Below are 18,129 nucleotides of genomic sequence, written 5' to 3'. Positions count from 1 at the left end.
CCCTTTTTTAGCGCCTTTTATAACCTATCCTCCACTGTGTTCTTGCCGCGGGTCCGGATCTCCTGCTGGATAAGCTCAACGAGCTCATCGACATTGAAAGTACCCAGATCTTGTCCTTTCCGGGTACGAACCGCAACTTGGCCGGCTTCGACTTCTTTATCGCCGCAAACCAGCATGAAAGGTACCCGCTTCAGAGTATGCTCGCGGATTTTAAAGCCTATCTTCTCATTTCTCAAGTCCGCCCTGGCCCTAATGCCAACATTATTCAGCCGGTGAGCCAGATCGCGGGCGTATTCCGCCTGGTTGTCGGTAATATTGAGCACCACCACCTGGGTGGGGGCCAGCCAGGTCGGGAACAGGCCGGCGTATTCTTCGATAAGGATACCGATGAAGCGCTCGATGGAGCCCAGTATGGCCCTGTGGATCATCACCGGAACGTGCCGTTCGTTATCCTCGCCCACATAGCTGGCTCCCAGCCTGCCCGGCAACGCAAAGTCGAGCTGGACGGTGCCGCACTGCCAGGCCCGGTTGAGGCAGTCGTAAAGGGTAAATTCGATCTTGGGTCCGTAGAAAGCCCCCTCCCCCGGCTGCAGTTCGTAGGCGATGTCCTTGGCCTTAAGCGCCTGCTCCAGAGCCAGTTCAGCCTTGTCCCAGATCTCGTCGCTGCCGATGCGATGCTCGGGCCGGGTAGACAGCTTGACCGCGATATTGGTGAAGCCGAAGGTCGCGTAGGTGTCGTACACCATCTGGATACAGGCGGCGACTTCGCTCTGGATTTGATCTTCGGTACAGAAAATGTGGGCGTCGTCCTGGGTAAAACCGCGAACCCGCATCAGGCCATGCAGTGCACCGCTGGGTTCATTGCGATGACAACAGCCGAATTCGGCCATGCGCAGGGGGAGATCCCGGTAGGACTTGAGGCCCTGGTTGAAGATCTGCACGTGCCCCGGGCAGTTCATCGGCTTGATGGCATAATCCCGGCTTTCGGAATGAGTGGTGAACATGTTCTCGGCGTACTTGTCCCAGTGGCCGGATTTTTCCCACAATACCCGGTCCATCATGAAGGGTCCCTTGACCTCTTCATAGCTGTATTCCTTGAGCTTGGTACGCACAAAGTGCTCCAGCTCACGGAAAATGGTCCAGCCGTCGTTGTGCCAGAACACCATGCCCGGCGCTTCTTCCTGCATGTGGTAGAGGTCAAGCTGCTTGCCGATGCGGCGGTGATCGCGCTTGGCCGCTTCCTCCAACTGGGTCAGGTAGGACTTGAGCGCCTTTTTATCGGCCCAGGCAGTGCCATAGATGCGTTGCAGCATCTTGTTTTTGGAATCACCCCGCCAGTAGGCGCCGGATACCTTCTGCAGCTTGAAATGCTGGCAAAAGCGCATGTTGGGCACATGCGGCCCCCGGCACATGTCGATATACTCTTCGTGGTGATAAAGCCCCGGCCTGTCCTGCTGGCTGACATTCTGATCCAGGATCTCGATCTTATAGGGTTCGTGCCGACGGGCAAAGGTCTCCCGCGCTTCCTGCCAGCTGACCTTCTTTTTGATCACCGGGTATTCGGTCTTGGCCAACTCCTGCATACGGCTCTCCAGCCGCTCGATATCTTCCTCGGTGAGGGTATGGTCCAAGTCCACATCGTAATAGAAGCCGTTGTCGATCACCGGGCCTATGGCCATTTTGGTCTGGGGCCACAGTTGCTTGATGGCATGACCCAACAGGTGGGCGCAGGAGTGGCGGATGATCTCCAGGCCGTCCTGATCCTTGGCGGTGATGATGGCCAGTTGGGCGTCATGGCTGATGAGCTCGCAGGCGTCGGCCAGTTCACCATTTATCCGGCCGGCGATGCAGGCCTTGGCCAGGCCAGGCCCTATGTCCTGGGCAACATCGAGTACGGTAACGGGATTGTCGAAGTGGCGTTGGCTGCCATCGGGAAGCGTAATTGTCGGCATGCAATGTCCTTAACAGTGGTGCACCCTACCAAAGTGCACGTGTAGTGTGTCAAAGGGGAAAGAAAACTGCCCGACCATCTGGCTTTACCTTGCCAGTCTGGCACGCCTTGCGGTGCTACCCGGCGGCACAGGTCGGGCCGATACTGTAACAGAAGCAGCCCTCGACCGCCACGCCCGGACCGTTCAGGGCTGGGCCCGGTGCTTGAGCTGGATGAAGCGGCTGTGGGGAATATAAAGCAGCTCGGCAACCTGGCGGATCACCGCCTCCTCCAGCGGATCCAGTTCACCGTCGGTGTAAGCCATGTGCCACAGGGCGAGCAGGATGTCTTCGCGACGGACGGCGGGCAACGCCTTGAGGCGGGAAGTAAACTCGTACAGGGACACCGCCTCTTCCTGCCGGGCCCGTCCCTGCTCCAGCCAATGGTGGATCTCGTCAATCCGCCGTCCAAACAGGCGGGCCAGCAGTTGCTCGAGGCGCCGCAGCTCTTGTGCCGAACACTGGCCATCGGCCAGCATGACTTCGCTGAGCAGGGCGGCGACCGCCACTTCCTCGTCCTGTTCAAGCTGGGCTTGCGGCCGGCTGTCGGCCAGCCATTTCTTCAGTCGGTCTATCATGCACACTTCCATTTTATCGGGGCCCAGCCGCCGCACCGGCGGGATCGCCTATACTGTTGGCATCCCCCGTGTCCGTGGAGGCATTATGTGGCCATACATCGCCAGCCAGATTAGTGAGGCAACCGGAACCAGCTTCAGGATCCTGGACAAACAGCCGCTGACAGGCGGCGAAAACAACCAGGCGTTCAGGGTTTCTGACGACAATGCCTCCTTCTTCGTCAAGTTAAATGACCGTGCCAGGCTGGATATGTTCCGTGCGGAATGGAGCAGCCTGGAACGGCTGAGCGCCACTGAAACCGTCCGCATTCCCCGTCCCGTCTGCTGCGGCACCACCCTTGGCAGCAGTTTTCTGGTGCTGGAACTGCTGGTCTGGGGCGAGGCGGACGAACAGGACTGGCACATGTTCGGCCGCCAGCTTGCCCATCTGCACCTGAGCCACAGCCAGCCGATGTACGGCGCCGACGAGGACAACTACCTGGGCATCAATCTGCAACCCAATGCATGGCACAAAAAATGGGCCACCTTTTTCGCCGAACAGCGCATTGGCTGGCAGCTTAAGTTGCTGGAAGAAAAAGGCATACGCTTTGGCGATATCGAGGAAATCGTGGCCGTCATCAAACTCAGGCTGGCCAATCACCACCCCAGGGCCTCGTTGTTGCATGGCGATTTGTGGCGTGGCAACCTTGGATTTTGCGAGCATCAGGGCGTGCTGTTCGATCCGGCCAGTTACTTCGGCGACCGGGAGACGGATCTCGCCCTGACCGAATTGTTCGGCCAGTTCCCCCGGGTCTTCTACCAGGGATACGATGCGGTCTGGCCAAGGGAAGAGGGCTATGCCGAACGGCGCGACATTTATAACCTCTACCACCTGCTCAACCATGTCTGCCTGTTCGGCGAGCCCTACGCCGGCCAGGCCAAGGACAGCCTGTACCGGATTATTGCCAGCTAGGAGAAACCATGCCCCCACCCGTGGTATTGATTACCGGTGCCGCCCGGCGCATCGGTGCCGAGATAAGCCGCCGCCTGCACGAGCAGGGATACCGGCTGGTGCTGCATTATCATCGCAGCGAACGGGAGGCGCGGGCCCTGGCCGCCGGCCTTGAACTGTCACGGCCCGGCAGTGTGGCCCTGCTGCAGCAGGATCTGAGCCGGCTCGACCAACTCAATGCCCTGGCAGACAGGGCCGTTGGTTGTTTCGGACGCCTCGATGCCCTGATCAACAATGCCTCCACTTTTTATCCCAGTCCCCTCGGCACCATCACCCCAGCCCAGTGGCTGGAGTTGTCCGCCACCAATGCCGCCGCTCCCCTGCTGCTGAGCCAGGCACTGGTACCGGAGCTGCGCCATCGCGAGGGCTGCATTATCAACCTGGTGGATATTCACGGGGAAAAGGGCCTGCGTCATCACCTCCCCTACAGCATGGCCAAAAACGCCCTGGCCACGCTGACCCGGGCGCTGGCGGCCGAGCTGGCTCCGCAGGTCAGGGTTAATGGCATAGCACCCGGCGCCATCATCTGGCCGGAGCATGAACTGGACCCACAACAAAAAGAAAAGGTGCTGGCCTCCATTCCCATGGGGCGGCTCGGATCTCCGACCGACATTGCCGACACCGCACTTTTTTTGCTCAAGGGCCCCGGCTACCTGACCGGACAAATCATCGCGCTGGACGGCGGCCGCTCCAGCCAGGGACTGCCCGAAGCCTGATTCCGTACCGGACGAGGAGAACCTCCATGCGTGACTATTTTGAACAAAACATCGTCTGTCCCCACTGCGGGCATCATACCCGTATCGTGGTGGACGCCTCGGAAGGCGATCAGGATTACTATGAAGACTGCCTGGCCTGCTGCAACTCTATCCATATCACCGTTATCCGCCATGAGCAGACCGGCGATATCGAGGTGCGCGCCGATGCTGACGACGAGCAGTATTTTTGACCGGGCAATCTGTCCGGCAATATGTATGTTGGCATAATAAAGAACTGTTCCTACTCCCCGTCCCGTTGTGCCAACACCCTTTCCACTGTATCGACGATAGCCTGGGTCTGGGGGTCCACTTCCAGGTTGGCGATATAGCCCGGCATTACCCGGCCCAGGTTGGTCCTGGCCAGGGTTTCCGGGATAAGGTGGACCGCAAAACGTCCGTCGCCAACCTGACCCAGGGTCAGGCTGATGCCGTCAATGCCCACATATCCCTTATGAAAAAGGTATTTTCCCAGCCCTGCCGGCATCGCGAACCAGAGGGTGGTATTGGTGGTACTGTCCTGCCGTTCAATCAGTTCACTCAACCCCATGATATGGCCGGACATGGCATGGCCACCGATATCGTCACCAAAACGCGCTGCCCGCTCCAGGTTGACCCTGTCGCCCACGACCAGTCGGCCCAGGTTGGTCACTCTCAGGGTTTCAGCCATTAAATCAAAGGTAACCCGCTCGCCTTCGATTGCGGTCACCGTCAGGCAGCAGCCGTTGTGTGCCACGGAGGCGCCCAGGGCAAGACCTGGCAACAGCTCGGTGGGCATGGCCACCACATGGGTACGAAAATCCGCCTGTTCGGCGATCTCCAGCAGGACACCCTGGCCCTGCACAATTCCGGTAAACATAGCGCCAACCTCTAAAATAACAGTTTAAAATAATGGGAAAATACGTTTTTAGCCGCTATATTGCCAAGGCTTGCCGACAACGTTCTATATTGCCATCACCCTCGGCAACCGGCTCCACCTCCGGCCGCAACTGGCCGGCATCTTCCCGAGTGAGAATATCATGGCCTTCAAGCCTTTTTTTGCTGAAACGGTGCACTTATTGCGCCTTTGTGCCCCTATCCTGGTGGCCCAGATAGCCCAGACCACCATGAGCTTCGTCGACACCGTCATGGCCGGCCAGGTCAGCGCCACCGACATGGCGGCGGTGGCGGTGGCCACCAGCTTCTGGCTGCCCATTATCCTGCTGGTACAAGGGATCGTCATGGCCCTGACTCCCATCATATCCCAGCTCAACGGCGCCCGTCGTCACGGCGAAGTGGCCGGGGCCGTCCATCAGGGGTTCTGGCTGACCCTGCTGGTAACCCTGCCCGCCATGCTGGCCCTGTATTATTCTCCGCAGGCCTTGCACTGGATGGACGTCGATCCGGTACTGGCGGAAAAAACCACCGGCTATCTGCACGGCATTCTCTGGGGGATGCCGGCCTATGCGCTCTACCAGGTGCTGCGCAACTTCAGCGAGGGGCTGTCCCATACCCTGCCCACCATGATCATCGGCTTTGTCGGCCTGGCGGTGAACATACCGGCCAACTACGCCCTTATCCATGGCAAGTTCGGCCTGCCGGCTCTGGGGGGCGTGGGTTGCGGCTATGCGTCCGCCCTGGTGTTCTGGGCCATGCTGGGAGCCATGATCCTCTATACCCGCCGTTCAGCCCTGCTCGGGAGTTTTGCCATTTTTTCACGGCTGTCGGCCCCTGACCCGGCTCGCATCGGCCGCATCTTTCGCCTGGGATTTCCCATCGCCATGGCCATTTTCTGCGAAGTTACCCTGTTTACCGTGGTCGCCCTGCTGCTCGCCCCCCTGGGTTCCGAAGTCGTGGCCGGGCATCAGATTGCCATCAACTTCTCCAGCATGGTGTTTATGCTGCCCCTGAGTCTCGGCATGGCACTGACCATCAGAGTTGGTCACCGCCTGGGTGAAAACCAGGCGAGCCAGGCCCGTATCGCCAGCCTTGCCGGCATTGGCTTTGGCTGCCTGCTGGCGGTGTTTACCGCCCTGGCCACCGTGTTGGGACGGGATGCCATCGGTGCCATCTATACGGACAACCCACGGGTACTCGAACTTGCCTCCAGCCTGCTGCTGCTGGCAGCGCTGTACCAGATTTCCGATTCCGCTCAGGTCATTGGTGCCGCAGCCCTGCGCGGCTACAAGGACACTCAGATGATTTTCTACATTACCCTGTTTGCCTACTGGCTGTGCGGCCTGCCGGTCGGCATGGTGCTGGGACTGACAGACTGGCTGGTACCGGCCATGGGACCCCACGGATTCTGGATAGGTTTTCTGGTAGGCTTGTCGGTAGCGGCAATTCTGTTGATACGGCGGTTACGCATCATTTATGAAAAGGTCGATCATCGCGATCGGGCTGGCTTGCCTTTGGTTGACGGCATGTAGCCCGCCCCGGCAACTTGAGCAGGACTTTACCACCTACCTGGCGCGCCTGGCCACTGTGTTGCAGGTAGAGCCTCCCGTGCTCGGCGAGCCTGCCAAGCTGCCTCCCCTGCCGCCCCAGCGAGCCCTGCAACTGGAACAGCCGCGCGTGACCGCCGGCCTGCTGGACACCCTGCGGCTGGGTGAATGCCGCCTGCTGGCCCTGGTAGGAGAACACAACGGTCCGGTCGGCAAAAGCGGCGGGGCCGCCGCGGACCTGATCTACCACCTGCGGTTCCAGCAGGGGCTGAACACCTGTCTGGCAAACACCGACGATACAGCCCTGCGCGACTGGCTATACCGCCTGCAACGGCAAAAGGCGCCGCTGCTGTCCGGCTATCACTGGAACATGATGGTGGCCGAACCGGAGATCCGCCAGGCCCTGACACCTCGCCGCCGGCCATTGGGCCGCGATCTGCAACCGGGTTTCCAGACCACCTATGAAGCCTTCAACCTGTTTGCCCGGCTGCATCCACAGTCGGCCCATCCGGCACAGGCCGACTCCCGGCAACTCCACCGACACCTGGGGGGGCTGTACGACAATGATTACCTGGGCCGGTTATTTTATTCGCTGCACAGCGCCGCCCATTATCTGTCCCTCAGCCTTGCTTTTCTGGAGCGGCTCGAGACCCTGGATTGCGGCCCCCGGGCCCGGCCCGATGCCGAACGCCTGCGCAATGCCATGCAGCATTACTATATCGGCCGCATCCAGCCGCGGCTGGGCGAACTCGATCGCCGCTTTGTCCAGCTCGCGCCCCTGCTGCAGCAAAGCCTGCTACCGCCACCGGAGCGTACCGCAGTCATGGCCGATTACCTGAGCTGGTACGCCTCCGGCCTCGACAGCCAGATCTATGTCCGTTACCGCCAGCTGACCCTGGAGCACGCCCGCCGCTGGCAGCGCTTTCTGGCCCGGTGCGATATTTCACCGACTTGAACAATACTTCCCCATCCGTTTGTTTACGCGGAAAAAACGCTTGCCCCGGCCCAGCCCCTTGGCTAGTATACGCAGCGCCTGAAGGCAGTCCGCGTTCTTAGCTCAGTTGGTTAGAGCACCACCTTGACATGGTGGGGGTCGGTGGTTCGAATCCACTAGAACGCACCAGATTTCGCGTCCTTAGCTCAGTTGGTTAGAGCACTACCTTGACATGGTAGGGGTCGGTGGTTCGAGTCCACTAGGACGCACCAGTTTGCCAGTGCAGGCGTTCTTAGCTCAGTTGGTTAGAGCACCACCTTGACATGGTGGGGGTCGGTGGTTCGAATCCACTAGAACGCACCAAACCAGAAAGCGCATCCTCGGATGCGCTTTTTTTGTGCCTGCAGTTCTCTGTCGTCTTATGTGCGACTTCGTCAAACTGAACGTTGAAAGGATGTGATTTTTAAACCTTTACGCTTTGACGACACTGTCTGCAACACCTCACCTGCCCTGCCAGGTGTATTCAGACAGACGGAGAAAACCATGAACCATCAGAATCTGGCCGCCCACTGGATGCCCTTTACCCCCAACAAGGGATTCAAGGCACAACCACGCATGCTTACCGGCGCCAAGGGCATGTATTGGACCACGGACGACCGGCGCCAGGTCCTGGACATGACCGCCGGCCTGTGGTGCTGTAATGCCGGCCACGGGCATCCGCACATTGCCGAAGCCATTGCCCGCCAGGCCCGTGAGCTTGACTACGCCCCCTGCTTCGGCTTTGGCCACCCCTTGTCATTCGAGTTGTCCGAGCGTCTGGCCGAGCTGGCTCCGGGTAACCTGAACAAGGTTTTCTACACCAACTCCGGCTCGGAGTCAGTGGATACAGCGCTGAAAATGGCCCTGGCCTATCATCACGCCCGCGGCCAGGCCGGGCGCCAGCTGTTCATCGGCCGGGAGCGTGGCTACCACGGGGTCAACTTCGGTGGTATTGCGGTTGGCGGCATCACCAATAACTACAAGGCATTCGGCCAGTGGCTGGCGGTGGATCACCTGTCCCACACCCAGGACCTGGGCCGCAACGCCTTTTCCAAGGGCCTGCCGGAGTATGGCGGCATCGAGATGGCCAACGAGCTGGAGCGCTTGATCAAACTGCATGATGCCAGCCGGATCGCCGCCGTTATCATCGAACCCATCACCGGGGCCGGCGGCGTCCTGCCGCCGCCGGTCGGCTACCTCAAGCGGATCCGCGAGATTTGCGATCAGCACGATATCCTGCTGATTTTTGATGAGGTTATCTGCGGTTTTGGCCGAACCGGCAACGCCTTTGCCAGCCAGACCTTTGATGTACTGCCCGACATCATGACCACCGCCAAGGGACTGACCAATGGTGCCGCTCCCATGGGCGCGGTGTTTGCCGGGGACCACATTTATGATGCGGTGATGGCGTCGGCTGCAGCCGGGGTCGAGTTTTTCCACGGCTATACGTATTCCGCCCACCCACTCGCCTGTGCCGCCGCCATGGCTACGCTGGATGTCTACGAGCAGGACGGCCTGCTGTACCGGGCTGCCCAGGGCGGCGAGATTGCCGATTACTTCGAGCAGGGGCTGCACAGCCTGAAAGGCCTGCCCGGCGTCATCGACATCCGCAACTATTCACTGATCGCCGCCGTTGAGTTCGAGCCATTGGCCGGCAAGCCCGGCGCCAGCGGAAGCGCCGTCCAGTCCATGGCCTGGGAGCAGGGCATGATGTTGCGCTCCCTCGGTGACGCCATCGCCATGTCGCCTCCGCTCATCATTGAAAAACACCATGTCGACCAGACTATCGGCATATTGGAAAAGAGCATCCGACAGCTGTACAACTAAAAGAAAACGGGCTGCGATGGCAGCCCGTTTTGTATGTTGGCATAAAAACTTCAGGCCACCAGAGCTTCCAGGCTGCGGCGCGCTTGCGCCAGCCCGCTCTGCTGGGCCTCCTCTCCCATGTTCAGCGCCTCGGCATAAACAAATTCCACCTCACTGATACCGACAAATCCCAGCACTGTGCTCAGATAGGGCGTGATCAAATCGGTCGGGGCATCCTTGTGCATACCGCCACGGGTGGTGACCACCACGGCCTTTTTCCCCTTGAGCAAGCCTTCAGGCCCCTGCTCGGTATAGCGGAAGGTAATACCGGCGCGGCAGATCAGATCTATCCATGCCTTGAGCTGAACCGGGATGTGGAAGTTATACATGGGAGCGGCAATGACCAGGGTGTCCACTGCCTGCACTTCCGCCACCAGCGCATCGGACAACGTCAGCAACTGCCGTTGGCGGGGGTTCAGGTCCTCACCGCCGCGCAAGGCAAAGGCACCGTCACCATCAAGCATTGGCAGCGGCTCGGCCGCCAGATCCCTTACCTTGACCTGAGCTACATCAAGCTGCTCCACCATAAAATCAATCAATTTGGTTGACTGTGAATGCTCACCCAGAATGCTGGATTTCAGAACCAGTGTCTTGCTCATCTTGTTGTGCTCCTGTGGGTTTATCTTTGACATAACAGGCAAACTCTACCGAGTAGAACAGGGTTATCGCCTTCGTTGGAAGTACTGTATGGGATGAACGGGAGAATTTATATCGGAAATTGGCGGCCATGATATTCAAAAAAATTGAATCCAGCCCAAAGGGGCCACCAGGATTACGTAAACGTAAAGAAAGAGGTGTTGTTTTATCACAAAAAAGAAAACCCTCGCAGGCGAGGGTCAAACAAACGGAAACGTGCTTAAACAGAGCTACGCATCTTACCTAACAAGTTGCCTGATTTGGGCTGGAGCAAATGGCTAGACCTTGATGCGCCTTCAATGTAACCGCCGCCAAATGTGAAGTCAACGTAAAAAAATCACAAATCATGTAACCGCTCACCAAATAACCAGATGAATGTCATTTACGTTAACGTAAATAAAAGGACCTTCCCTTTCATTCTGTTCAGACCCGGCCCTGCGCCCCAAAAAAGGACTCATAAGAAACTCAAACTGCGCTTTACCGTTCGCGCAGCCGAAAAACACCGGGAACCGGGCTCACCACAAAATCTTTGTCTTTTCCGAACCTTACACCAGCAAGATGACAGATTCGCGACTAACCTTATCGGTAAAGGATGTGAAAGTTGTGTGCGCAAGGCTCTGTCTACAATAATGTGCGAGCCTGGATTGATTGGGGGACTGACTATGGGAATTTTCGAGCACTACCAAACGCGCTATGAAAAGGCCAAGGAAGAAGAGTACAGCCTGCAGGAGTTCCTGGATATGTGCCGGGAAGACAAGGCCTGCTATGCCTCTGCCTCCGAACGCCTGCTGATGGCCATCGGCGAGCCGGAAATGATAGACACGGCTCAGGTACCCAGATACAGCCGGCTGTTTTCCAACCGGGTAATCGCCCGTTATCCGGCCTTTGCCGAATTTTATGGCATGGAGGACAGCATCGAGCAGATCGTGTCCTATCTCAAGCACGCGGCCCAGGGACTGGAAGAGAAAAAACAAATCCTTTACCTGCTCGGCCCGGTGGGCGGCGGCAAATCTTCCCTGGCCGAATGCCTCAAGTCATTGATGCAAAAAGTGCCCATTTACCGGCTCAAGGGCTCGCCGGTCAACGACCACCCCTTCTGCCTGTTCGACATGGCCGAGGATGGCCCGGTGCTGGAACAGGAATACGGCATACCCCGCCGTTACCTCAGGCCCATTATGTCGCCCTGGGCGGTGAAGCGACTGCATGAATATGGCGGCGATATCACTCGCTTCCGGGTCGAGAAAGTCTATCCTTCCGTGCTCGATCAAATCGCCATCGCCAAGACCGAGCCCGGTGACGACAACAACCAGGATATTTCTTCCCTGGTCGGCAAGGTGGATATCCGCAAGCTTGAGCACTTCGCCCAGGATGACGCTGACGCCTATTCCTACTCGGGCGCGTTGTGCAAGGCCAACCAGGGTATGATGGAATTCGTGGAGATGTTCAAGGCGCCGATCAAGGTGCTTCATCCCCTGCTGACCGCCACCCAGGAAGGCAACTACAACGGGACCGAAGGACTCTCCGCCCTGCCCTTCGAAGGCATCATCCTGGCCCACTCCAATGAGTCCGAATGGCAGCACTTCAAACACAACAAAAACAACGAGGCCTTCCTCGACCGGGTTTACATCGTCAAGGTGCCCTACTGTCTGAGGGTGACCGAAGAAGTCGAAATCTACAAAAAGCTGCTGACCCACAGCGAGCTGTCCCGCGCCAAGTGTGCCCCAGGCACCCTGGAGACCCTGGGGCAGTTCACCGTCTTGTCGAGGCTGAAGGAGCCGGAAAACTCCAGCATCTATTCCAAGATGCGGGTGTATGACGGCGAAACCCTCAAGGATACGGATCCCAAGGCCAAGTCCTATCAGGAATATCGCGATTACGCGGGCGTGGACGAAGGCATGACAGGGCTGTCGACCCGGTTCGCCTTCAAAATACTGTCGCGGGTATTCAACTTCGACCATGCCGAAGTGGCCGCCAACCCGGTCCACCTGTTTTATGTGCTCGAACAGCAGATTGAGCGGGAGCAATTTCCCCAGGATGTCCACGATCGTTACCTGGAGTTCATCAAGGGCTACCTGATCCCAAAATACGTGGAGTTCATCGGCAAGGAAATCCAGACCGCCTACCTGGAATCCTATTCCGAGTACGGCCAGAACATTTTCGACCGCTATGTCACCTACGCCGACTTCTGGATCCAGGATCAGGAATACCGGGACCCGGAAACCGGTCAGTTGTTCGACCGCTCGGCGCTCAATGCCGAACTCGAAAAAATCGAAAAACCCGCCGGTATCAGCAATCCCAAGGACTTCCGCAACGAAATCGTCAATTTCGTGCTGCGCGCCCGGGCCAACAATGCCGGCAAAAATCCCAACTGGACCAGCTATGAGAAGCTCAGGACGGTAATAGAGAAAAAGATGTTCTCCAACACCGAAGAGCTGCTGCCGGTCATTTCCTTCAATGCCAAGACCAGCGCCGAGGAGCAGAAAAAGCACGACGACTTCGTCGCCCGCATGATGGAAAAAGGCTATACCCGCAAGCAGGTGCGCCTGCTCTCGGAATGGTACCTGAGGGTACGCAAGTCAACCTGATGAAAATCCGTTGGGGGAAACCATGGCGCATTTTATCGACAGACGACTAAATGGCCGCAACAAAAGCGCTGTCAACCGGCAGCGCTTTATCCGCCGCTATAAACAGCAACTCAAAAAGGCGGTGTCGGACGCGGTCTTAAAGCGCAGCATCCAGGATATCGACAAGGGTGAGAGCGTTTCCATTCCCACCCGGGATATTTCCGAGCCCTTCTTCCACCAGGGCAAGGGCGGTCGGCGCGACCAGGTCCATCCGGGCAACGACCAGTTTGTGGCCGGGGACAAGGTTGATCGGCCGCTGGGGGGAGCCGGCAAGGGCGGCGGTCAGGGCGAAGCCGGCAACCAGGGCGAAGGACAGGACGACTTTGTGTTTCAGATTTCCAAGGACGAGTATCTGGACCTGCTGTTCGACGGCCTAGAGCTGCCCAACCTGGAAAAAAACAAGCTCAACAAGATAAGCGAGCTGAAGACCTTCCGTGCCGGCTATACCGCCGACGGGGTGCCGGCCAACATCAACGTGGTGCGCTCACTGCGCCAGTCTCTGGCCCGGCGTACCGCGCTGCAGGCCGGCAAGAAAAAAACGGTACTGCAGCTCGAACGGGAGCTGGCCGAACTCGGCAAGCGTCCGGCGGAGAACTACGCCCGCATCCAGGAGCTGGAGGATGAACTGGCCGAGCTGCGCCGGCGCATCGCCGCCGTGCCTTTTATCGATACCTTCGACCTGCGTTTCAATAACTTCGTCAAACGTCCCGTTCCCTCCACCCAGGCGGTGATGTTCTGCCTGATGGACGTATCCGGCTCCATGGATCAGGCCACCAAGGACATGGCCAAGCGCTTCTACCTGCTGCTTTACCTGTTCCTGACCCGCAGCTATAAAAACGTGGACGTGGTGTTCATCCGCCACCATACCCAGGCCAAGGAGGTGGACGAGCAGGAATTTTTCTATTCCCAGGAAACCGGCGGCACCATCGTCTCCAGCGCCCTGCAACTGATGAAGGAAGTGATGGCGGAACGCTATCCGGCAGATCAGTGGAACATTTATGCGGCACAGGCCTCGGACGGCGATAACTGGGCCGATGATTCTCCCCTTTGCCGGCAGTTGCTGCACAACGACATCATGCCGCTGGTGCGTTATTACGCCTACATCGAAATCACCAACCGGGCCCACCAGAGCCTTTGGCACGAATACGAAACCGTAGCGCGCGGCTTTTCCAATTTTGCCATGGAGCATATTCGCTCGGTGGAAGACATCTACCCGGTGTTCCGGGAACTGTTCAAGAAACAAGCGGCATGAGGTGAGTCCATGGCAGACGCGATAGCAAAAACCCGGCCGCTCAGTGACGGTCCTGACTGGACCTTCGAGCTGCTCGAACAATACCACAGGGAAATCGCCCGCATCGCCGCCGGCTACGGGCTCAATACCTATCCCAACCAGATAGAAATCATCACCGGCGAACAGATGATGGACGCCTATTCCAGTATCGGCATGCCCATCGGTTACCACCACTGGTCTTACGGCAAGAAATTCATCCAGACCGAACAGACCTACAAGCGCGGCCAAATGGGGCTGGCCTATGAAATCGTTATCAACTCCAACCCCTGCATCGCCTACCTGATGGAAGAAAACACCATGCCAATGCAGGCCCTGGTAATGGCCCATGCCTGCTACGGCCACAACTCCTTTTTCAAGAACAACTACCTGTTCAAAACCTGGACCGACGCCGAGTCGATCATCGACTATCTGCTGTTCGCCAAACACTACATCAACGAATGCGAGGAAAAATACGGCATTGCCGAGGTCGAGGCCATCCTCGACAGCTGTCATGCCCTGATGAACTACGGAGTGGACCGTTACAAGCGGCCACAAAAGCTTTCCCTGGCCGAAGAGCGGCGGCGGCAGAAGGCGCGCGAGGCCTACCTGCAAACCCAGGTCAACGAGCTGTGGCGGACTTTACCGCGCATGGACGACACCAAACAGGCAAAAAAGCTGCGCTACCCCAGCGAGCCGGAAGAAAACATACTGTATTTCATTGAAAAACATGCTCCCTTGCTCGAACCCTGGCAACGGGAAATCGTGCGCATCGTACGCAAGATAAGCCAGTACTTCTATCCCCAGAAACAGACCCAGGTGATGAACGAGGGCTGGGCGACCTTCTGGCATTACACCATCTGCCAGCATATGTACGACGACGGCCTGGTCAGCGATCGGTTTATGATGGAGATATTGCACAGCCATACCAACGTCATCTACCAGCCGGCCTACAACAGCCGCTATTATTCGGGTATCAACCCCTATGCCCTGGGGTTTGCCATGTTCCAGGACTTACGCCGGATCTGTGAACACCCCACCGAGGAAGACAAGGCCTGGTTCCCCGATATCGCCGGCTCCGACTGGCTGAAGACGCTGCACTTTGCCATGGAGAACTTCAAGGACGAGAGTTTTATCAGCCAGTTTCTTTCACCCAAGGTCATGCGCGACTTTCACCTGTTTGCGGTGGCCGACGACGATACCCGCAACTACCTGGAGATTTCCGCCATCCACGACGAGGTCGGCTACCGGCAACTGCGCCAGACCCTGTCCAACCAGTACAACCTGTCCAATCTCGAGCCCAACATTCAGGTGTACAACGTGGAAGTCAAAGGCGATCGCTCCCTTACCCTGCGCCATGTGCCCCACAACCGCATCCCGCTGGCGGATTCCCGCCACGAGGTGATCAAACATATTCACCGGTTATGGGGGTTTGACGTTATTCTTGAGCAGGAGGAAGCCGACGGCAGCGCCAGCATAGTGGCCCGTTGCCCGGAAAAATCCTGATTGCCGCCGCGCAAGCCAAAAACACAACGCCTCCCAGGGGAGGCGCTGTGTTTTATTTATGGACCAGGGTCTGGGGCATGTACTCCCGCATCTCATGCCAAAGCCGGCCGGAGGCCTTGCCGTATTCACGTACCCGTTCGGCCACCTCGTCCACCCGGCCCTGTTCGGCCAGCTCGGCCAGGGTCTGGTAGTAGTCCCGAGCCAGATGACGGGCGGCGGAACGGGAGAAATAATAACGCCCAACACGGCAATAGAGTCCGCGAAACCCATTGAGGATGAGGGCATAGATGGGGTTGCCGGAGGCAAAGGCGAGCTGGTGATGCAACCGGTAATCAAAAGCGGCGAAAGCGTCCGCCTCGTCAGCCAGCCCCGCCAGACCCGCCACCGCTTCACGCACCTTGTCAGGCGACTGCTTGACCGCCCCCCGAATAAAGATACTGCTGATATGAGTGCGCGCCGACAGCAGGTGTTCGATCAGCTCAGGAACCTTTTCTTCGTCTAGCCGGGCCAGGGTTTCGAGAATATTGAGCCCCGAGGTTTCCCAGAAATTATTGACCCGGGTCGGTTTGCCATGCTGTATGGTCAGCCAGCCATCCCGGGCCAGGCGGTGCAGCACTTCACGCAGAGTGGTGCGGGTCACGCCGATAAGTTCGGACAGTTCGCGCTCGGCGGGCAGAATAGAACCTGGCGGAAAGCGGCTGTTCCAGATCGACTCTATGATATATTCTTCCGCGAAACCGGCAGGGCTTTGTGCCTTGATGACCATGCAACCACTCTGTGTCAAATATGTTAAGGATGGCATAACTGGCGACGATAATAACAGAGCGGACCAGTGCCTCACAAGCGCAACCCATGGCTCCCTGCCCGCTTTAACCCGACGAGGATTTGTTCTTGAATGCCTTTTCCCGCACCCGTCTTGCCTGGGGCCTGCTGGCCGCCGGCAGCACAGCACTCTTGCTGATTGCGCTCTTTTTCCAGTATGTGCAGGGCTATGCCCCCTGCGTAATGTGTGTCTATCAAAGGGCGGCGTTGGTCGGTGTGATCGCCGCCGCCCTGCTCGGTTGGCTGGCGCCGGCCCATTCGATGGCCGGCCCGCTGGCCCTGCTCGGCTGGCTGGCGGCCTCGATCGAGGGCTATCTGCTGGCAAGGGAGCATGTGGGCTACCAGCTCGACCCCTCACCTTTCAACCAGTGCTCGACCTTCGCCGAGTTTCCCGCCTGGTTCCAGCTGGATGTGTGGCTGCCCGCCCTGTTCTATCCCAGCGGCGATTGCTCGCAAATCGACTGGTCCTGGCTGGGCCTGAGCATGCCCCAGTGGCTGATGGGGATTTTTGCCGTCCTGGCCCTGCTTGCCGCTCTCTTTCTCGGGGCCCGGCTGCTGGCCGCCGTACGGAGATAAAAAGGTCGGCGTCAGCCGGCCCAGGTGATGATGTGATCTTCCCAGTCCCCGGCCCGGGACTCGTGCACGACCTTGCCCCGCACCGACTGGCCGGCCTTGTGCATGGCGCTTTTAGAGCCGGTGCGCAGTGGATGCCAGGACGGTAGCGACTTGCCTTCGGCCAGCAGCCGGTAGGCACAGGTGGAAGGCAGCCAATAATATTGCTGTAGTTTGTCCCGGGTGATCTTCAGGCAATCGGGCACCCGGGAAAACCGGTTGGCATAATCGCTGCAGGCACAGCTGTGGGTATTGAGCAGCTCGCAGGCGACATTGGTGTGCACCAGTTCCTCGGTTTCCTCATCGATCAGCTTGTTCAGGCAGCACTTGCCGCAACCATCGCACAGCGCTTCCCATTCCTCATCGCTCATCTCGTCGAGCCGTTTGCGTTGCCAGAAATCCGCCTGCATCTGGTTATCCCGCCACCCGGGCCGTAAACCCGTACTGACTGCCGAGCGATAGCGCCAGGCGATCGCCGGGACTCAGCTCACCGACCCCCTTGGGCGTGCCGGTCAGGATCACATCACCGGGATTGAGGGTAAAACAACGACTCATTTGCGCCAGCAGTTCGCTGATGGGCCACAACATCAGGGCGGTGTTGCCTTGCTGACGCGGTACTTCATTGATGCTCAGGGAAAAATCCAGACGCTGCAGATCACCCAGCTGTTCGGGTTGCACAAAGGGCGTCAGCGGGCAACTGCCGTCGAAGGCCTTGGCCCGCTCCCAGGGATGTCCCTGAGCCTTGAGCCTGTCCTGCACCTCGCGCAGGGTCAGGTCAAGCGCCAGCCCAACGCCGGCAATGGCGTCCAGGGTATGACCGGGCTCGGCGTGACACAGGCGGCGTCCTATCAGCAGCGCCACCTCCAGTTCATAATGCACCGACCCCAGGCCCTGGGGCAGAACCAGGGGGTCATCCAGCCCGACCAGGCTGGTGGCCGGCTTGATGAACAGCAGCGGCTGCTCGGGCACGGGATTGTTCAACTCGGCCGCATGCTCGCGGTAACTGCGCCCGACGCACACCGCCTTGCCCGCCGCCAACGGCAGGGGATGTCCCTGTAAATCCAGATGCTGATACATGACCTTCTCCTGTGAG

General features: G+C 58.6%; 17 protein-coding genes and 3 tRNA genes. 13 read left to right on the top strand and 7 right to left on the bottom strand.

Annotated features, from left to right (window positions below; all coding sequences use genetic code 11):
• Positions 1 to 17: 17 nt before the first annotated feature.
• Both thrS and C7I36_RS01790 read right to left on the bottom strand, forming a co-directional pair.
• Complete coding sequence (gene thrS, locus C7I36_RS01795; protein WP_106452038.1) at positions 18 to 1,952, bottom strand: threonine--tRNA ligase; 1,935 nt, start codon at positions 1,950 to 1,952, stop codon at positions 18 to 20.
• A 183-nt stretch (positions 1,953 to 2,135) separates the two neighbouring features.
• Entirely contained in the window at positions 2,136 to 2,567 is a 432-nt protein-coding gene (locus tag C7I36_RS01790) for a tellurite resistance TerB family protein (protein ID WP_106452037.1), read from the bottom strand.
• Positions 2,568 to 2,652: 85 nt separating this feature from the next.
• Between C7I36_RS01790 and C7I36_RS01785 the strand changes: the two genes are divergently transcribed.
• From C7I36_RS01785 to C7I36_RS01775, 3 genes are read left to right on the top strand one after another with little or no spacing between them, the layout of a single operon-like run.
• Complete coding sequence (locus C7I36_RS01785) at positions 2,653 to 3,516, top strand: fructosamine kinase family protein (protein WP_106452036.1); 864 nt, start codon at positions 2,653 to 2,655, stop codon at positions 3,514 to 3,516.
• Between the two features lie 8 nt (positions 3,517 to 3,524).
• Positions 3,525 to 4,271, top strand: coding sequence for a pteridine reductase (locus C7I36_RS01780; protein WP_106452035.1), 747 nt, complete (start codon positions 3,525 to 3,527; stop codon positions 4,269 to 4,271).
• Positions 4,272 to 4,297: 26 nt separating this feature from the next.
• Positions 4,298 to 4,501, top strand: coding sequence for a CPXCG motif-containing cysteine-rich protein (locus C7I36_RS01775; RefSeq protein WP_106452034.1), 204 nt, complete (start codon positions 4,298 to 4,300; stop codon positions 4,499 to 4,501).
• A gap of 50 nt (positions 4,502 to 4,551) precedes the next feature.
• On the opposite strand, the gene C7I36_RS01770 is transcribed toward C7I36_RS01775, so the two are convergent.
• Positions 4,552 to 5,166: a riboflavin synthase subunit alpha gene (locus C7I36_RS01770; protein WP_106452033.1), complete on the bottom strand. Its 615-nt coding sequence runs from the start codon at positions 5,164 to 5,166 to the stop codon at positions 4,552 to 4,554.
• A gap of 160 nt (positions 5,167 to 5,326) precedes the next feature.
• Between C7I36_RS01770 and C7I36_RS01765 the strand changes: the two genes are divergently transcribed.
• The 6 genes from C7I36_RS01765 (at position 5,327) to aptA (ending at position 9,530) form a co-directional block, all read left to right on the top strand.
• A complete protein-coding gene (locus tag C7I36_RS01765; protein WP_106452032.1) occupies positions 5,327 to 6,715 on the top strand; it encodes an MATE family efflux transporter in 1,389 nt (462 codons plus the stop codon).
• A complete protein-coding gene (locus C7I36_RS01760) occupies positions 6,702 to 7,685 on the top strand; it encodes a DUF3080 family protein (protein WP_245880001.1) in 984 nt (327 codons plus the stop codon). The genes C7I36_RS01765 and C7I36_RS01760 overlap by 14 nt, the downstream gene beginning before the upstream one ends.
• Before the next feature lie 91 nt (positions 7,686 to 7,776).
• A tRNA-Val gene (locus C7I36_RS01755) sits at positions 7,777 to 7,853 on the top strand.
• A gap of 6 nt (positions 7,854 to 7,859) precedes the next feature.
• Positions 7,860 to 7,936, top strand: a tRNA-Val gene (locus tag C7I36_RS01750).
• Positions 7,937 to 7,950: 14 nt separating this feature from the next.
• Positions 7,951 to 8,027: transfer RNA gene (locus C7I36_RS01745), tRNA-Val, on the top strand.
• Between the two features lie 180 nt (positions 8,028 to 8,207).
• Entirely contained in the window at positions 8,208 to 9,530 is a 1,323-nt protein-coding gene (gene aptA, locus C7I36_RS01740; protein WP_106452030.1) for an omega-aminotransferase AptA, read from the top strand.
• Between the two features lie 50 nt (positions 9,531 to 9,580).
• On the opposite strand, the gene C7I36_RS01735 is transcribed toward aptA, so the two are convergent.
• Positions 9,581 to 10,168 (bottom strand): FMN-dependent NADH-azoreductase, encoded by a 588-nt coding sequence (locus tag C7I36_RS01735; protein WP_106452029.1) that lies wholly within the window; start codon positions 10,166 to 10,168, stop codon positions 9,581 to 9,583.
• A gap of 699 nt (positions 10,169 to 10,867) precedes the next feature.
• On the opposite strand from C7I36_RS01735, the gene C7I36_RS01730 reads away from it, so the two are divergent.
• The 3 genes from C7I36_RS01730 to C7I36_RS01720 are packed head-to-tail and all read left to right on the top strand — an operon-like array spanning position 10,868 to position 15,602.
• Complete coding sequence (locus tag C7I36_RS01730; RefSeq protein WP_106452028.1) at positions 10,868 to 12,790, top strand: PrkA family serine protein kinase; 1,923 nt, start codon at positions 10,868 to 10,870, stop codon at positions 12,788 to 12,790.
• A gap of 22 nt (positions 12,791 to 12,812) precedes the next feature.
• Positions 12,813 to 14,081, top strand: coding sequence for a YeaH/YhbH family protein (locus C7I36_RS01725; RefSeq protein WP_106452168.1), 1,269 nt, complete (start codon positions 12,813 to 12,815; stop codon positions 14,079 to 14,081).
• Positions 14,082 to 14,090: 9 nt separating this feature from the next.
• Positions 14,091 to 15,602 carry a SpoVR family protein gene (locus C7I36_RS01720; RefSeq protein ID WP_106452027.1) on the top strand — a complete coding sequence of 504 codons (1,512 nt, stop codon included), beginning with the start codon at positions 14,091 to 14,093 and terminating at the stop codon, positions 15,600 to 15,602.
• 52 nt (positions 15,603 to 15,654) lie between these two features.
• On the opposite strand, the gene fadR is transcribed toward C7I36_RS01720, so the two are convergent.
• Entirely contained in the window at positions 15,655 to 16,368 is a 714-nt protein-coding gene (fadR, locus tag C7I36_RS01715) for a fatty acid metabolism transcriptional regulator FadR (RefSeq protein ID WP_106452026.1), read from the bottom strand.
• 125 nt (positions 16,369 to 16,493) lie between these two features.
• Here fadR and dsbB point away from each other — a divergent pair, with 125 nt between their 5' ends.
• A complete protein-coding gene (dsbB, locus tag C7I36_RS01710) occupies positions 16,494 to 17,000 on the top strand; it encodes a disulfide bond formation protein DsbB (protein WP_106452025.1) in 507 nt (168 codons plus the stop codon).
• Positions 17,001 to 17,011: 11 nt separating this feature from the next.
• On the opposite strand, the gene C7I36_RS01705 is transcribed toward dsbB, so the two are convergent.
• Both C7I36_RS01705 and C7I36_RS01700 read right to left on the bottom strand, forming a co-directional pair.
• A complete protein-coding gene (locus tag C7I36_RS01705) occupies positions 17,012 to 17,446 on the bottom strand; it encodes a YcgN family cysteine cluster protein (RefSeq protein WP_106452024.1) in 435 nt (144 codons plus the stop codon).
• Between the two features lie 4 nt (positions 17,447 to 17,450).
• Positions 17,451 to 18,113, bottom strand: a complete 663-nt coding sequence (locus C7I36_RS01700; RefSeq protein WP_106452023.1) for a fumarylacetoacetate hydrolase family protein — start codon at positions 18,111 to 18,113, stop codon at positions 17,451 to 17,453.
• Between the last annotated feature and the right edge of the window lie 16 nt (positions 18,114 to 18,129).

This window comes from Zobellella taiwanensis (genome assembly GCF_003012795.1).
Lineage (GTDB): Bacteria > Pseudomonadota > Gammaproteobacteria > Enterobacterales > Aeromonadaceae > Oceanimonas > Oceanimonas taiwanensis.
Note: the sequence above shows the minus strand (reverse complement) of the source record. Positions and strands in the feature narration are given on the sequence as shown.